Genomic DNA, 15,188 nt, shown 5'->3' with positions numbered 1-15,188 from the left:
GGGATGCGGATCACCCAGCGCGCCGTCGCGCTCACCAGCCTCCAGGGCCTCAATGCCAACCTCGACGCCCTCGGCAAGCTCCAGCAGCAGCTCACCTCCGGCCGGATGGTCAGCGCACCGTCCGACTCGCCCACCGGGACCAACCGCGCGATGCAGACGCGCTCGGACCAGGACGCGGTGGCGCAGTACGCGCGCAACATCTCCGACGGGCAGAGTTGGCTCAACCAGACCGACTCGACCCTGCAGCAGATGATGGACGTGACCCGCAAGGTCCGGGACATCACCGTGCAGGGCTCCAACACCGGCGCGATGTCCGGCACCGCGAGGCAGGCCCTCGCCACGGAGGCCTCAGCACTGCGGGAGAGCCTGCTCGGCCTGGCGAACACCACGGTCGCCGGCCGCCCCCTGTTCGGCGGCATCAGCACCGGGCCGCGAGCCTACGACCCCGACACCGGGGCCTTCATCGGCCTCGACACCGCCCAGGTGTCGCGCCGCGTGTCGGCGACCGAGAGCGTGCGCATCGACGTCAGCGGCCCCGAGGCCTTCGGACCGGTCGGTGCCGACCTGTTCGCCGTCGTCGACCGGATCGCCGCCAATCTCACCGGTGACCCGGCGGCGCTGGAGACCGACCTCGCCGAGCTGGACGGGCTGATGAACCGCATGCAGTCGGCGATCGCCGACGTCGGTGCGCGGTCGGCCCGCGTCGAGCGGGAGGGGCAGATCAACGTCGACCAGGGCATCAGCCTGCAGACCCGGCTCGCCGAGGTCGAGAACATCGACCTGCCCAACACGATCATGAAGTTGCAGATGCAGCAGACGGCGTACGAGGCGGCGCTCGCCGCGACGGCGAAGACCATCACCCCCACGCTGCTGGACTACCTCCGCTGATGACCACCCTCGCCGACCACCCCGCAGCGGCTCCGACGACGGCTCCGGCTCCGCCCCCGGTCCAGGTGCTGTCGTTCGTCGAGCCGCTGCCGGGCTTCCCTCGACACCGGGACTACGTCCTGGTCGGCGCGGACACCGCCGGGTTGCTCTTCTGGCTCCAGGCGGTCGCCCCGGACGGGCCCCGGTTCCTCGCCGTGCCGGCCCGGGAGTTCTTCCCCGGGTACGCGCCGGTGCTGCCCGGGGCGGTGCAGGCGGAGCTCGGGATCGCCGACCCGGCGCAGGCGCGGGTCTTCTGCCTGGTCACCGTGCCCGACGGCGACGTGGCCCGGGCGACGGCGAACCTGCGGGCCCCGGTGGTCGTCGCCCCCGCGACCCACCGGGCCCGCCAGGTCGTGCTGGATGACGGCGGCCTTCCCCTTCGGCGGCGCCTGCGCCGATAACCTCGGTGGCCGCGTCCCGACGCGGCTTCACGCCTGCCCCGGCGGGCGACGCCACGGACGGCCATCACACACCCATGGAGGGGTACTCGTGCTCACACTCACCCGCAGCGTCGGCGAGACGATCCGCATCGGCGACGACATCGAGGTCCACGTCGTCGAGGTGCGGGGCGGCACCGTCCGCCTCGGCTTCAAGGCGCCGCGCGAGATCGCGATCCACCGCGAGGAGGTCTACCGGCAGATCGCCGAGGCCAACCTCCTGGCGGCGCAGGTCACCGCGGACACGCTCGGCGCCCTGGCGGCGTTCGCGCCGACCGCGGTCGCCGACGCGCCGGAACTCGAGGCGGCCGTGCCGGCCGACGCCGGTCCCGCGGAGGCTGCACGCGGCGCTGAGTGACAGATGTTCACGGTCGCCGGGGGGCCCACCTCGGCAGACCGCGCCAATCTGACGGGGCAACGAGCTGACCTGACCGCGACACGGGCAACTATTGCCGAAGCTTCGCCCTCATAATGCGTGGGACACAGCGAGTTGTGTGCCGTGTCCGCTGCGTGCATGCGGCAGATTCCTCCCCAAGCAAGTGACAGGGGGCGATCAAGATGGCACGCAACGCATTCACCGCTTCGGTGGCGGGGGACCAGACCGGCGACCAGGAGTCCGTGGTGGTCCACGTGCAGCTGCGACCTCGCCGGGGCGCCACCCGCAAGTGCCTGGCGGCGCTCGCCGCGCTGGCCGCCGAGCACGAGGACGTGGCCGTCGCCGTCACCGGCCTGAGCAAGGACGACCGCGTCGTCCGGGTGACCGTCGGCGTCGACCTCGGCCCGCGAGCCGCCGTGGCGAAGTTCTCGCCGCAGGCGCAGGCGGCCTACGCCTTCGTGTCGGCGGTCTTCACCTCGTTGTACGACCACATGCCGGTCTACGCGGCCGAGCCCAGCAGCGCCGAGCGCGCCGCCGCCGCGACCCTCCTCGAGCACGCCGCCGCCGGTGCGGCCCGCGCCGACGCCCTGCCGGTCGAGGTGCTCGAGGCGCTGCCCGCCGCCCCGGTTCCCGTCCCGCTCGTCCCGTCGCCGCGCCGCCCCGGTCCGGGGGAGCGCATCCCGGCCTGACCGCCTCCCGTGCAGTGCGGGGTGCCGGCCGCCCGGCGCCCCCTTCTTCCCCGTAGTGCCAGGAGCTCCGATGCCCGACCGCATCCCCTTCCCGACCTCCGCCGACGACGACCGGTCCCGCACCCGGCAGCCTCTGGTGTTCGGGGGCATCCCCGAGTCCGACGGGTGGGCCCTGGCGCCGATCACGCCCCGCGACCGGGTGCACTTCCGCGTGGACCGCGAACTCCCGCTCGACGAGTTCCGCCAGGTCCTGCCCGACGGCGTGACCGTGAGCTACGACCAGGGCGACGGGCTCTACCGCGTGGACGGGGCCTGCGGCTCGGCCGCCGTGCTGGCCGACTGGGTCAAGGCATGGTGCGCCGGTCGGGGTACCACCACGATCGGCCTCCGCGCGGAGACCGACGTCCGCCGTCGCGCGCCCCGCGACCTCCCGCCGGCGTTCCTGGACGACCTGTGCCGGCACTACGGGCCGATCAGCCTCAAGCGCCTGCAGCGCAACATGAGCACGATCCGGCTGCACCTGCCCGACCCCGACGACCTGGGGCAGCAGGTGTTCGAGTGGATCCTCAAGGCGGTCGCGCAGTACGACGAGACGAAGTCGGTTCCCTTCGGGGCCTTCCTGGCGACGCAGCTGTCCAAGTGGGTGCACGACCTCGGGCGCAACGCGCACGGGCGCACCGCGGCCGACACGGAGCACAAGCAGCAGAAGGCGATCGCCGCCTTCATGGCCGAGCACCAGCGCCGGCCGAGTGAGAAGGAGCTCGCCACCTACATGGGGCAGAGCGTCGCCACGCTGCGCCGCAACTCCCAGACCGTCGCCACGCTCAACGGGCTGCGGAACCTGCAGTCGCTGGACGGCACCCCCGACGCCACCGAGATCCTGCTGCCCGACTCCTCCGAGGCGCCCGACGAGATCATGGGCGAGGCCGAGCAGACCCTGCTCTCGCACGCCCTGACCGCCGCCTGCGCGCCGGACCCGGAGGCGCGCCGCGACCAGCGCGCCGGCCAGCCCAACGTGCTCGGCTGGGCGACCTGGTACCTGACGACGTGGGGGGGACGCACCAAGACCCAGCTGTCGGCGGACCTCAACACCTCGGTGCGGAACATGAACGTCTACGCCGACCGCGTCGAGAAGGCGCTCAAGGACCGGCTGGCCGAGCTCGCCGACTGAAAAAGGACCTCCCTGCCCCCCGCACCTCGCGCGCTCGGCGCGGGGCCCTGCAGGGAGGCCGTTCCAGCCCGTCACCTGCTCGCGGCGGGTCCCTGAAGGGGGCCGTTCCAGCACGTCACCGGGGTCCCTGAAGGGGGCCGTTCCGGCACGTCGCGGGATCTCGTCGTCCGGGGCCGGATGGCGTCGACGGGTGACGCCCGGGACGGGACGGACACGCCCGGAGATCCGATACGGAAAAGGCTCAGTCGCAGGGTCGAACAGGCCATGAACCTGCCGATATCCACTCCGTGACACCCCGCCCGAGGACCCGCCGCCCGGCCCGCACGCCCTGCGCGGCGACCGGGGCGTGGTACCGGGGTGGGGCCCGGTGAGCGCGCTGCCCGCGGACGACCCCGGCTCCGCCGCGCTCGTCCCGCACTGGCTGGACGCCACCGCCCGCGAGCTCCTGGCCGCCTCGGTGCGCACCGCCCTCGACGGCCCGGCGCACCCGGTGTCCACGATCCTGCAGGACGTGCTGACCGAGCTCCACGTGGCCGCCGCCCGCGAGGCGGTGTGGCCGGCCTCCACCGCGCGCGTGCGCCTGGCCACCGGGTGGGACGACGACGTCCTGCCGATCCGGCTCAGCCCGGCCGAGCTCGGCGCGGTGCTGGGGCTGCCCGCCCTGCCCGCCCGGCTGCGCGGGCTCCTCGGCGCCCGGAGCCGCTCGTGACGCCCGGCCCCTTCGGCACCAGCACCGTTCCGCGGGGGTTGCTGCAGCGGTTCCGCGCCGCGCCGGTGGACGTCGCAGACCTGCACGACGTCGCCACGCAGCTTCTGCCGCACCTGGCCTCGTCCCACCTGCACCTCCGGCTGGTCCGGCGCCCGGGCGCGGGGACCGTCCTGCACCTCGAGGAGGACGAGCGGGTGCAGCGCGTGCCCCTCACCGACCTGGCCGACGACATGAGCCGCGCGGGCATCCCGGGCACCGCCGCGGGCATCGCCGCTGCCCTGCGCACGTGGGTCGACCGGCGGCCGGTGACCGACGCGGCCGCCGCCGCGGCGGGCATCGCCGCCCTCGACTGGGCGGACCGGTCGGAGACCGCGGTGGGCTGGACCGTCGTCGTCGTGCGCGGGGAGCTCGCCGTCGCCTGGGCGCCCTCGCCGGGGGCGCGGGCGGCCGAGCTGCACCGGGTCCGCTCCGCGGCGACCGGCCGGGCGCACGAGGTGCCCCTGCAGCTGCGGGTCGAGGGCCCGCTGGCGCTCTGGTCGCACCGGGCGGTGCCCGTGCTCGCCTCGGCGGCCCTGGTCGCCCCCGAGCTGATGATGCAGCGGATCGCGGACCGCGGCCTGACGCTGCCGGACATGCACGTGGTCGTGACGCCGCACCGGCCGGTGGCCTGCGCGGACCCCGGTGTCGCGCGGCGGCTCGCCGGTCAGGCCAGCGAGGCGAGCGTGACGCTGCCCTGGCGCTCGGTCGTCGACCTGCCCTGGATCTGACGGCCCCGTCCGGAGCCTCCGCGCGAGCCTGCGAGCGGTGAGGAGGACGGGGTCCCTGCTCAGGAGATGGAGCCGAACTCCCAGTGCCAGGGCTCGGGCTTCTCGCTCCCGGGCCGGGCCCAGTCGGGCTGCACGAAGCCGAAGCGTGCGGCGTTGGCCGTCATCCAGTTCCACTCCGGCGTGCGGGCCACGTTGACGCCGCCCCCGAGGTCGATGGCCAGGGCCCAGCCGTGGTTGGAGGTCCCCGGCACGGCCGCCAGCGCCGGCTTGGCGTGGAACGCCGCCACCTGCGCGCCGAAGGACCGGTAGGAGTCGGTGATCTGCAGGGGGGTGCCGAACTCGGCCTCGTAGGCCGCGTCCAGCTGCGCGTAGGCGGCGGCCGCGTCGCAGCGCAGCGCGTGGCGGGCGACGCCGAGCCGGCACAGCGCCTCGGCGGGGATCCGGCCGTTGGACCAGCCGCCCCACTGCGGGTCGACCCTCCCCGGCGCGGGCAGGGGGGCGCCGCACGCGCCCGTGCCGACGCCGACGGGCAACGCCGGGTTCGGCTCGGCCGGGCGCGGCAGGGTCACCCGCACCGCCGACGACCCGGCCGCCATGGAGCTGACGGCGACCTGGTACGAGGCGGCGGAGGCGCCGACGACCTCGCCCTCGCCGAGGTAGATGCCGACGTCCCGCCCGCCGGGTGCGAACACGAGGTCGCCGATCTGCACGTCCCGGGGCGGGACCGACGCGCCGGAGGCCCACTGGGCGCCGGGGTCGCCGGGCAGGGCGTACCCGGCCAGCAGCCAGGACGCGGCCGTGAAGCCGCCGCAGTCGTAGGTCTCCGGGCCGGCGCTCCCCGCGAGGAAGGGCTTGCCGAGTTGGGAGAGCGCGTTGCTCACCGCGGCGACGGTCTCCGCCGCCGGCACCGCGACCGGTTCGCTGCCGATCACGGCCCAGGCCACCCCGGGGACGGGCTGCCCGTCGGCGTCCAGGGCCGGGGAGAGGCCGGGCGGGAAGGCGGCGGGATCGGTGAGCGCGGACGCCGGTGGCGGGGCGATGCCGGCCGCGGCCAGCCGACCGAGGTAGTCCTGCCAGCGCCGCGTCGCGGCCTCGTTGCGCTCCTGCTGCGCGCCGGCCGCGGGGACGGCGCCCAGCCCGGCGAGCCGGCCGGTGACCTCCGCGGGGAGCTCGCCCGCCTCCGCGCGCACGGCGGCGAGGACCTCGGCGGCGCGCTGCTCGATGGCGGCCAGGGCGGCCCGTGCGTCGGCCACGCGGGTGCCGGCGGCCTGCAGGAGGACGGCGGTGCGCTCGGCGCTGATCACGTCGCCGACGAGTGCGCGTTCGGCCCGGTCGGCGAGCGCCTGACGCATCATCGAGCCGGTGGTGCTGCGCGGCTGGTCCAGGTCGAGCCCGAGCACCGGGTAGCGGCTGGTGCCGTCGGCCCGGTAGAGCCGCGCCGCCCCGGTCCCCACGGTCTGCCGCCGGGCAGCGAGCTCGGCGCGGGCGGCCTCCTCGGCGGCCAGCGCCTCCTCGAGGCGGCTGCGCCGCTGGTCGGCCTCGTCGGCGAGCTGGGAGTACAGATCGGCCTGCTCCAGCAACGAGCTGCGCGCAGTGAGCGCGAGCGTGGTGGGGTCGGGCGCGGAGCCGCCGCTGTCGGGCGACTGCGCGCCGGGCAGCAGCACCGCGAGGGCCGCGGGGACGAGCAGGGCGCTCGTCGCGACGACGCCTAGGCGCGTCGGCCAGCGGGAACCGGTCCGCGGGGCGCGGCGGTGCGGAGCCTCTGCCCGGGCGCGCCGGCCGCGGGCGGGCGTGCGCCGGACGGCGGCGCGACCGCCGGCCGGGCGGCCGCGGGTGCCGGGGGACCCCGCCGGGCGCCGGGTGCCGGCCCCGCCGGAGCGGGCGGCGAGCGCCGCACGGGCAGCGGCCAGCTGCTCGGGGGTGGTGCCGGGGCGCGCCGCGGCGGCCTGGCGCAGGGCCAGCGCCTCGCGCAGTGCCCGGGCCTCCGCCGGGGTCAGGGGCGGTCGGGCCGTGGCGCGCTTCCCGCCGGCCGGGGTGCGGCCGGAGGCCGAGGACGCGGTGCGGGGTGCGGTCGCGCGGCCGGGCGTCCGCGATGCAGGCACTGCGTCCCCCGGGCGATCTCGTCGTGACGGATGCGGCTCCTCGGACCGCTGGGGTCAGGAGCTCTCCGCCATCCATCGACGCGCCGGGGGAGGTGCTTGAAAGGCGACGAGAAGAGGTCACCCGTCCGGGGTGGGGTGAACCTCGGGGGACCAGCCGGGCACTGGTGCGCCGGGCCGGTGGGTCAGGGCGCCCACCAGGCGCCGTGCCGGTGTTCCAGGGGGATCCGCAGCTCGCCGCCGTCCTCGGTGGAGACGACGAACTCCAGCTTGGTGATGCGGACGGGGGGGCCCTCGCCGTCGGGCTCCAGCAACCGGCCGGTGGCGAGCGGCATGGGCGGCAGGACGAGGAGGTCCTCGTCGTGGAGCTCGGCCATGCACGGTCCTCTCGAGATGGGGGCGCACCCACCGTAGGGAACCCGGCCGCCGATGCAACGGGCCGGGTGACCCCGGAGGGTCACCCGGCCCGGGCGGTCCCCGTCACCAGAGGGCGGGGGGCGTGGCTCAGCGCGCGTCGACGGGCAGGTAGTCCCGAGCCGTCTCGCCGGTGTAGACCTGCCGCGGGCGACCGATCTTCGTGGCGGGATCGGCGATCATCTCGCGCCACTGCGCGATCCAGCCGGGCAGCCGGCCCAGTGCGAACAGCACGGTGAACATCCGCGTCGGGAAGCCCATCGCCTGGTAGATCAGCCCGGTGTAGAAGTCGACGTTCGGGTAGAGCTTGCGCTGGATGAAGAACTCGTCGTTGAGCGCGATCTCCTCGAGCTGACGGGCCAGGTCGAGCAGCTCGTTGTTGCCGCCGAGCTTGTCGAGCACGGTGTCCGCGGTCGACTTCACGATGGCGGCCCGGGGGTCGTAGTTCTTGTAGACCCGGTGCCCGAAACCCATGAGCTTGACGCCGGGCTCCCTGTTCTTCACCCGCTCGACGAACCGCGGGATGTCACCGCCGTCGGCCCGGATGGCCTCGAGCATCTCCAGCACCGACTGGTTGGCGCCACCGTGCAGCGGGCCGAACAGCGCGTTGATGCCGGCGGAGACGGAGGCGAACAGGTTGGCGTGCGAGGAGCCCACCAGCCGGACCGTCGACGTCGAGCAGTTCTGCTCGTGGTCGGCGTGCAGGACGAAGAGCTGGTCCAGCGCCTTGACCAGCTCGGGGTCCTGCTCGTAGGGCTCGGCCGGGAAGCCGAACGTCATCCGCAGGAAGTTCTCCACCAGCCCGCAGGAGTTGTCCGGGTAGAGGAACGGCTGGCCGACCGACTTCTTGTACGCGTAGGCCGCGATCGTCGGCAGCTTCGCGAGCAGACGGAGCGTGGTGATCTCCACCTGCTCCTCGTCGAAGGGGTCCAGCGAGTCCTGGTAGAAGGTCGACAGGGCGCTGACCGCCGACGAGAGCACCGGCATCGGGTGGGCGTCGCGCGGGAAGCCGTTGAAGAACTGCTTGAGGTCCTCGTGCAGCAGCGTGTGCCGCCGGATCCGCTGGTCGAACCCGCCGAGCTGGTCGGCCGTGGGCAGCTCGCCGTAGATCAGCAGGTAGGTAACCTCCAGGAAGCTGGACTTCTCCGCCAGCTGCTCGATCGGGTACCCGCGGTAGCGCAGGATGCCGGCGTCGCCGTCGATGTAGGTGATCGCCGACGTGCAGGAGGCGGTGTTGACGAAGCCGATGTCCAGCGCGACCTTGCCGGTCGTGGCCAGCAGCTTGCTCGTGTCGATGCCGTCGGAACCCTCGGTCCCTTGCTTGACGGCCATGGGCAGTTCGCCACCGGGGTAGCGCAGGGATACGTCAGTCTCGGTCATCGGGGACGACGCTAACCCCTCGGAGGCCCGCTCGCGGCACGACCCGTCGCGGCGCGGGGCGGGAGCGGCACCGATCCGTGCGCTCCCGCCCCGCGCCGGTTCACGGGTGGGTCATCGAGAGGACGTCCAGGGCCTCGTCGAGCTGGGCCTCGGTGAGCTTGCCCTGTTCGACGTACCCGCGCTCCACGACGACCTGGCGGATCGTCTTCTGCTCGGCCAGCGACTGCTTGGCCACCTTGGCCGCCTCCTCGTAGCCGATGTACTTGTTCAGGGGGGTGACGATCGAGGGGGAGGACTCGGCGTAGGTGCGGCACTGCTCGACGTTGGCGACGATGCCGTCCACGCAGCGGTCGGCGAGCAGCCGGCTGACGTTGGCCAGCAGCCGGATCGACTCCAGCACGTTGCGCGCCATGAGCGGCAGCGTCACGTTCAGCTCGAAGACGCCCGTGGTGCCGGCGTAGGTCACCGCGGCGTCGTTGCCGATCACCTGGGCGCCGACCTGGATGACCGCTTCGGGGATGACCGGGTTCACCTTGCCCGGCATGATGGAGCTGCCCGGCTGCAGGTCGGGCAGCTGGATCTCGCCCAGGCCGGTGCGCGGGCCCGAGCCCATCCAGCGCAGGTCGTTGGCGATCTTGATCAGGCCGACGGCGATCGTCTTCAGCTGGCCCGAGCCCTCGACCAGGGCGTCACGGGAGCTCTGCGCCTCGAAGTGGTCGCGGGCCTCGCTCAGCGGGAGGTCGAGCTCGGCGGCGAGCTTCTCGATGATCGCGGCGGCGAACCCGGGCGGGGTGTTGATGCCGGTGCCCACGGCCGTGCCACCGAGGGGCAGCTCGCCGATGCGGGGGAGCGAGGCCTCCAGCCGCTCGACGCCGTAGCGGACGGCCGCGGCGTACCCGCCGAACTCCTGGCCCAGGGTCACCGGGGTGGCGTCCATCAGGTGGGTGCGGCCGCTCTTGACCACCTCGGCGAACTCCTCGGCCTTGCGCTGCAGCGAGGCCTCGAGGTGCCGCAGGGCCGGGATGAGCGTGACGACGATGGCGCGGGTCGCGGCGATGTGGATCGCCGACGGGAAGACGTCGTTGGACGACTGCGAGGCGTTGACGTGGTCGTTCGGGTGCACCGGGGCGCCGAGCGACTCGGTGGCCAGGGTGGCGATGACCTCGTTGGTGTTCATGTTGCTCGACGTGCCGGAGCCGGTCTGGAAGACGTCGATGGGGAAGTGGTCGTCCCAGTCACCGCGGGCCACCGTGCCGGCGGCCGCGGTGATGGCGTCGGCGATCCCGCGGTCGAGGACCCCGAGGTCGGCGTTGACCGTGGCGGCTGCGCCCTTGATGGCGGCCAGCGCGCCGATCAGCTCCCGCTCGATGGGGGTGCCGGAGATGGGGAAGTTCTCGACGGCGCGCTGGGTCTGCGCCCGCCACTTGGCCCAGGAGGGGACGCGGACCTCTCCCATGGAGTCGTGCTCGATGCGGAAGTCGGCGGTGTCCTGACCGCTGCCGTCCTGCGCTGCGCCGTTCTTCTGGGCCACGCTGTGCTCCCGGGGGTGTGGATGGTGACAGGGCTCCGCACGGGACCCTAGACACCCGTGGGCGAGGGTGCCGGTCCCGCCCTCGCCCGGGCAGTCGCGGAGGGGCGTGCGCCGTCGTCGCCGGTGGTCACCGTCGCTGTCGGCCTACGAGGAAGTGCGCCGGCACCTGCGGGGGCCGGGTCATGGCCTGCACCGTCATGGTCGGCACCGAGCCGGCGTGACGATGGGCACCTGCGCACGGCTCCTGCTCGGCTAGCCTCCGGGTGCGTGAGCGCCCCCCAGGACCCCTCCCGCCCGCCGGCCGTGCGGGTCTCCGATGCCGAGCGGGAGTTGGTGGTGGCGCAGCTGCAGACGGCCGTCGGCGAGGGACGGATCGACCTCGACGAGTTCGGCCAGCGCGCGGAGGCGGCCTACGCGGCGGTGACCCGGGCCGAGCTCGACGAGCTGGTGGCCGACCTGCCCCTCGACGCGGCACCGCGCGTGCAGATCGTGGGGCAGCGCCCGGTCGAGGAGCTGTCGAGCGTCTTCGGCGACGTCACCCTGACGGTCACCACGACCCCGCCGCGGCGCGTCAGCACCGTCTTCGGCGACATCCGCATCGATCTGCGCGGCCTGCGGACCGGCGCCGACCGGATCGACCTGACGGCCACCACCGTCTTCGGCGACATCGACGTCATCCTCGCCGAGGGGGTGGACGGGGAGCTGCACGGCCGGACCGTCTTCGGCGACCGGAAGGTGCAGCTCGCCCCCGTGCCGAGGCTGGCGGGCACCCCCCTGGTCGTCGTCCAGGCGAAGGCGACCTTCGGCGACCTCCGCCTGCGCAGCCTCGCGCCGGGTGACTCGCCCAGCCGCTGGAAGGCGCTGATGGACCGGCTCGCCGCCCGCCGCCTGCCGTGACACCGCGATCCGGAGGACCGCGATGGCTCAGTCCCGGTCGAAGGGGACTGCGGAGTAGGCGCGCAGCTTCTCCAGCGAGTGCAGGCTGTCGATCGAGCGGATCGTCCCCGACCGGGACCGCATGACCAGCGACTGGGTGGTGCACCCGCCGGCGCTGTAGCGGACCCCGCGCAGGAGCTCCCCGTCGGTGATCCCGGTGGCGACGAAGAAGACGTCGCCGCGCACCAGGTCGTCGATGTGCAGCACCCGGTCGAGGTCGTGGCCGGCGTCGAGGGCCTTCTGCCGCTCGTCGTCGTCCTTGGGCCAGAGCCGGCCCTGCAGCGCGCCGCCCATGCACTTCAGCGCGCACGCGGTGATGATCCCCTCCGGGGTGCCTCCGATGCCCAGGAGCAGGTCGACCCCGGTGCCCTCGCGGGCCGCGGCGATCGCGCCGGCGACGTCGCCGTCGGTGATGAACTTGATCCGGGCGCCGGCCTCGCGCACCTCCTGGACCAGCTGCTCGTGGCGCGGCCGGTCGAGGATGCAGACGGTCACGTCGCCGACCGAGCTGTGCTTGGCCTTCGCGATGCGGCGGATGTTCTCGGCCACCGGGGCGGTGATGTCGACGACGTCGGCCGCTGCCGGGCCGGTGGCGAGCTTCTCCATGTAGAAGACGGCGGACGGGTCGTACATGGCGCCGCGCTCGGCGACGGCCATGACGGCGATGGCGTTGGGCATGCCCTTGGCCATCAGGGTGGTGCCGTCGACCGGGTCGACGGCGACGTCGCACTCCGGCCCCTGGCCGTCACCGACCTGCTCGCCGTTGTAGAGCATGGGCGCCTCGTCCTTCTCGCCCTCGCCGATGACCACGACGCCCTTCATGCGCACCGTGCCGATGAGCGCGCGCATGGCATCGACCGCCGCGCCGTCGCCGCCGTTCTTGTCGCCGCGCCCCACCCAGCGGCCGGCCGCCATGGCACCGGCCTCGGTGACCCGCACCAGCTCGAGGGCCAGGTTGCGGTCGGGCGCCGGGCGGTCGGCGCTGAACGGGCGTCCGGAGGCCGGGGGCAGCGGGCCGTCGGGAAGGGGCAGCGACACAGGACCTCCAGGAGTTGGACCCTGTCCTCCCCACCCGGGACGCGGGGGGCGCGCACCGGGAGGCGGCGAGGCGGGGAGAGCTCGCCTGCGATCCTAGGGGAATGACCGGATCCGGCCCGACGAGCCAGCGTCCCCCGCACCCCGACGACGCGGCCGCTCCCGGGGCCGAGGCCGTGCCGCCACCGGTGTCCGCCGTCGAGCGGGCCAACCGGTTGAGCGCCGGGAACATGCTCCGCTCCCTGCTGCCCCTGGTCGTCGTCTGCCTGCTCGTCGTGGGCTGGCAGGCGTTCCGCAACAACCCCGACGACCCGATCCGCGAGGTCGACCCGACCAGCACGCTGCGGCTGGCCGAGGCGCGGGCGGTCTACCCCCTGCTGATCCCCGCGCTCGACGAGGGCTACCGGCCCACGAGCATCCGCACCGACGCCGGCACCGCCCCCGAGGGCTCCCCGGTCACCGTGCAGCTGGGCTACGTGACGCCGGCCGGCGCCTACGCCGGCTACGTGGTGACCGACGACGCCGACGCCGAGGCCGTCGACGCGGTGCTGAGCGGCGCGACGGAGGACGGCGCGGTGCAGATCGACGGCGAGGAGTGGGTCCGGTCCACGACGCAGCGGGGGGAGACGGCCCTCTCGCGGGTCGCCGACGGCGTCACCCTCGTCGTGACCGGCTCGGCCGCGGACGACGAGCTGCGCGAGGTCGCCGAGGCCGTGGAGCCCTTCTCAGGGTGAGCCGCGTCCGCCCGCGCCCAGGTCACGAGACGGGAACGCCTCGGTGCGTCCGGCCGCGGGGGGAGCGCTCCGGCGGCAGTGTGGGGTCGACGCCCGTGGAACCCACCCCAGCGAGGAGAACCCGGATGCCCGAGCACGAGGACTACTGCCCCAGCGGCGACCACCGGCCTCCGGCCGAGGGCGGGTCCTGCGACTGCGGGATGGTGACCCGGATCCCGGTGGACGTCCCGCTCGCCGGGCCGGTGGACGTGCGCACGGTGCTGGCGCGCTACCTCGACGAGGACGCCGGCAGCGCTTCCGCTCCGGGTGCGCCCGCGGTGGAGCAGCGGGTGGACCGGCTGCTGGCGGCCCTGGCCCACGCCGGGTTCGTGCTCACGCAGGAGCCTCGCCTGAGCCGATCCGCCTGAGCCGCCGCCGGCCCGGGGCGCTCAGCCCTCGTCGGCGGGCGCGGCGGCCGCCAGGCGCTCCCGGGCCCGGTCCAGCCAGTGCTGGCAGAGCCCGGCCAGCTGCTCGCCGCGCTCCCAGAGGTTGAGCGACTCCTCGAGCGTCAGCCCGCCGGCCTCCAGCCGCCGCACGACGTCGGCCAGCTCCTCCCGCGCCTGCTCGTAGGTCGTCGTCGGCTCGGGGGTGCGCTCGTCGGCGCTCATGCGGGCTCCTCCTGGGCGGTGGTGGGGTCGGTGGCCGCGTCGCGGTCGACGCGGACGGGGAGGCGGCCACCGGCCACCCGCACCCGCAGCAGCTCGCCGTCGGCCACCTCGGCGGGGTCGCGCACCAGCGCGCCGTCCGCCCGCTGCACCACGGCGTAGCCGCGCTCCAGCGTCGCGGCGGGGGAGAGCGCCGCCACCCGTGCGCGGGCGTGCTCGAGGTCCCGCTCGGCGCCCTCGACGCGGTGGGTGAGCGTTCGGCGGGCACGGGTGCGCAGGGCGAGGACGTCGTCCTCCCGGCCGTGCAGCAGGCGGTCGGGGGAGGCGAGCACCGGCCGGGTGCGGACGGAGTCCAGCCAGCGCTCCTGCTGCTCCAGCCGGACGGCGACCAGGTGCCGGGCGCGGGCGCGCAGCCCGTCGACCAGCCGGCGCTGCTCGCCGATCTCCGGGACGATCCGGTGCGCCGCGTCGGTCGGGGTGGCGGCCCGCACGTCGGCGGCGTGGTCGACCAGCGTGGTGTCCGTCTCGTGCCCGACGGCGGTGACCACGGGGGTGCGGCAGCCGGCGATCGCCCGGACCAGCCCCTCGTCGGAGAAGGGCAGCAGGTCCTCCACCGAGCCGCCGCCGCGGGCGACGACGATGACCTCCACCGCTGGGTCGGCGTCGAGCTTCAGCAACCCCTCGATGACGTTCGCCGCCGCCTGCGGCCCCTGCACGACGCAGTGGTGCAACGCGAAGCGCACCGCCGGCCACCGTCGGCGCGCGGTGACCAGCACGTCGCGCTCGGCGGCGCTGTCCCGGCCGGTGATCAGGCCGACGACGCCGGGCGCGAAGGGCAGCGGCCGCTTCCGGGCCGGGTCGAACAGGCCCTCGGCGGCGAGCAGCCGGCGGATCCGCTCGATGCGGGCCAGCAGCTCGCCGAGCCCGACGGCGCGGATCTCGGTGGCCCGCAGCGAGAAGGAGCCGCGCGCGACGTAGTAGTCGGGGCGGGCCCGCACGATCACCCGGGCGCCCTCGGTGAGCTCCAAACCGGGGCGCTCGGCGACGTCGCGGTGGCAGGTGACCGGGACCGAGAGGTCGGCCGCCGGGTCGCGCAGGGTGAGGAAGACGGTGGCCGCGCCGCCGCGCCGCGACAGCTGTGCGACCTGACCCTCGACCCAGACCTCGCCGAGCCGGCCGATCCAGTCGGCCACCTTGCGGGCCACCGTGCGGACCGGCCACGGCGACTCCGGGGACGACGGAGCCGTCATTCCGTCAGCCTGCCGTGGCCCCTCTGCAGGGGCCCACGCCGAGCGTGCGAGGCGTGGGGAGCAGAGGGGTCCTCTTCCATGCCCCGAGG

17 protein-coding genes are annotated in these 15,188 nt (G+C 74.7%); 10 read left to right on the top strand and 7 right to left on the bottom strand.

Features of this window, described 5'->3' with window-relative positions; all coding sequences use genetic code 11:
* Positions 1-3 precede the first annotated feature (3 nt).
* The 7 genes from flgL to ACI792_RS00925 all read left to right on the top strand — a co-directional run bounded on the left by flgL (position 4) and on the right by ACI792_RS00925 (position 5,076).
* The gene (gene flgL / locus ACI792_RS00955) at positions 4-888 is read left to right on the top strand and encodes a flagellar hook-associated protein FlgL (protein WP_456600919.1); all 885 of its coding nucleotides are present in this window, start codon (positions 4-6) and stop codon (positions 886-888) included.
* Positions 888-1,328, top strand: coding sequence for a flagellar assembly protein FliW (gene fliW, locus ACI792_RS00950; protein ID WP_456600918.1), 441 nt, complete (start codon positions 888-890; stop codon positions 1,326-1,328). The genes flgL and fliW overlap by 1 nt, the downstream gene beginning before the upstream one ends.
* An 88-nt stretch (positions 1,329-1,416) precedes the next feature.
* A complete protein-coding gene (gene csrA, locus ACI792_RS00945) occupies positions 1,417-1,722 on the top strand; it encodes a carbon storage regulator CsrA (protein ID WP_456579307.1) in 306 nt (101 codons plus the stop codon).
* A gap of 200 nt (positions 1,723-1,922) precedes the next feature.
* Complete coding sequence (locus tag ACI792_RS00940) at positions 1,923-2,429, top strand: hypothetical protein (protein WP_456600917.1); 507 nt, start codon at positions 1,923-1,925, stop codon at positions 2,427-2,429.
* Positions 2,430-2,499: 70 nt separating this feature from the next.
* Positions 2,500-3,600: a flagellar biosynthesis protein FliA gene (locus ACI792_RS00935; protein ID WP_456600916.1), complete on the top strand. Its 1,101-nt coding sequence runs from the start codon at positions 2,500-2,502 to the stop codon at positions 3,598-3,600.
* Positions 3,601-3,967: 367 nt separating this feature from the next.
* The gene (locus ACI792_RS00930; RefSeq protein WP_456600915.1) at positions 3,968-4,309 is read left to right on the top strand and encodes a hypothetical protein; all 342 of its coding nucleotides are present in this window, start codon (positions 3,968-3,970) and stop codon (positions 4,307-4,309) included.
* Positions 4,306-5,076, top strand: a complete 771-nt coding sequence (locus ACI792_RS00925) for a hypothetical protein (RefSeq protein ID WP_456600914.1) — start codon at positions 4,306-4,308, stop codon at positions 5,074-5,076. Before ACI792_RS00930 ends, ACI792_RS00925 begins: the two co-directional genes overlap by 4 nt.
* Positions 5,077-5,135: 59 nt before the next feature.
* Here the strand turns inward: ACI792_RS00925 and ACI792_RS00920 are convergent, their stop codons facing one another.
* From ACI792_RS00920 to ACI792_RS00905, 4 genes are all read right to left on the bottom strand, one after another.
* Positions 5,136-7,178, bottom strand: coding sequence for an NlpC/P60 family protein (locus tag ACI792_RS00920; protein ID WP_456600913.1), 2,043 nt, complete (start codon positions 7,176-7,178; stop codon positions 5,136-5,138).
* A 182-nt stretch (positions 7,179-7,360) separates the two neighbouring features.
* Positions 7,361-7,552: a hypothetical protein gene (locus tag ACI792_RS00915; protein WP_456579301.1), complete on the bottom strand. Its 192-nt coding sequence runs from the start codon at positions 7,550-7,552 to the stop codon at positions 7,361-7,363.
* 127 nt (positions 7,553-7,679) lie between these two features.
* Complete coding sequence (locus tag ACI792_RS00910) at positions 7,680-8,969, bottom strand: citrate synthase (RefSeq protein ID WP_456600912.1); 1,290 nt, start codon at positions 8,967-8,969, stop codon at positions 7,680-7,682.
* 100 nt (positions 8,970-9,069) lie between these two features.
* Positions 9,070-10,500, bottom strand: coding sequence for a class II fumarate hydratase (locus tag ACI792_RS00905; protein WP_456600911.1), 1,431 nt, complete (start codon positions 10,498-10,500; stop codon positions 9,070-9,072).
* A 267-nt stretch (positions 10,501-10,767) separates the two neighbouring features.
* On the opposite strand from ACI792_RS00905, the gene ACI792_RS00900 reads away from it, so the two are divergent.
* Entirely contained in the window at positions 10,768-11,397 is a 630-nt protein-coding gene (locus ACI792_RS00900; RefSeq protein WP_456600910.1) for a DUF1707 domain-containing protein, read from the top strand.
* 27 nt (positions 11,398-11,424) lie between these two features.
* Here ACI792_RS00900 and glpX read toward each other — a convergent pair whose 3' ends face one another.
* Entirely contained in the window at positions 11,425-12,474 is a 1,050-nt protein-coding gene (gene glpX, locus ACI792_RS00895; protein ID WP_456600909.1) for a class II fructose-bisphosphatase, read from the bottom strand.
* 101 nt (positions 12,475-12,575) lie between these two features.
* Between glpX and ACI792_RS00890 the strand changes: the two genes are divergently transcribed.
* Positions 12,576-13,205 (top strand): DUF4245 domain-containing protein, encoded by a 630-nt coding sequence (locus ACI792_RS00890; RefSeq protein WP_456600908.1) that lies wholly within the window; start codon positions 12,576-12,578, stop codon positions 13,203-13,205.
* A gap of 125 nt (positions 13,206-13,330) precedes the next feature.
* The gene (locus tag ACI792_RS00885) at positions 13,331-13,612 is read left to right on the top strand and encodes a hypothetical protein (RefSeq protein ID WP_456600907.1); all 282 of its coding nucleotides are present in this window, start codon (positions 13,331-13,333) and stop codon (positions 13,610-13,612) included.
* Between the two features lie 21 nt (positions 13,613-13,633).
* On the opposite strand, the gene ACI792_RS00880 is transcribed toward ACI792_RS00885, so the two are convergent.
* Both ACI792_RS00880 and xseA read right to left on the bottom strand, forming a co-directional pair.
* Entirely contained in the window at positions 13,634-13,852 is a 219-nt protein-coding gene (locus tag ACI792_RS00880) for an exodeoxyribonuclease VII small subunit (protein WP_456579294.1), read from the bottom strand.
* Positions 13,849-15,099, bottom strand: a complete 1,251-nt coding sequence (gene xseA / locus ACI792_RS00875; protein WP_456600906.1) for an exodeoxyribonuclease VII large subunit — start codon at positions 15,097-15,099, stop codon at positions 13,849-13,851. Before xseA ends, ACI792_RS00880 begins: the two co-directional genes overlap by 4 nt.
* Positions 15,100-15,188: the final 89 nt, after the last annotated feature.

This window comes from Blastococcus sp. SYSU DS0669, from assembly GCF_054050895.1.
Note: the sequence above shows the minus strand (reverse complement) of the source record. Positions and strands in the feature narration are given on the sequence as shown.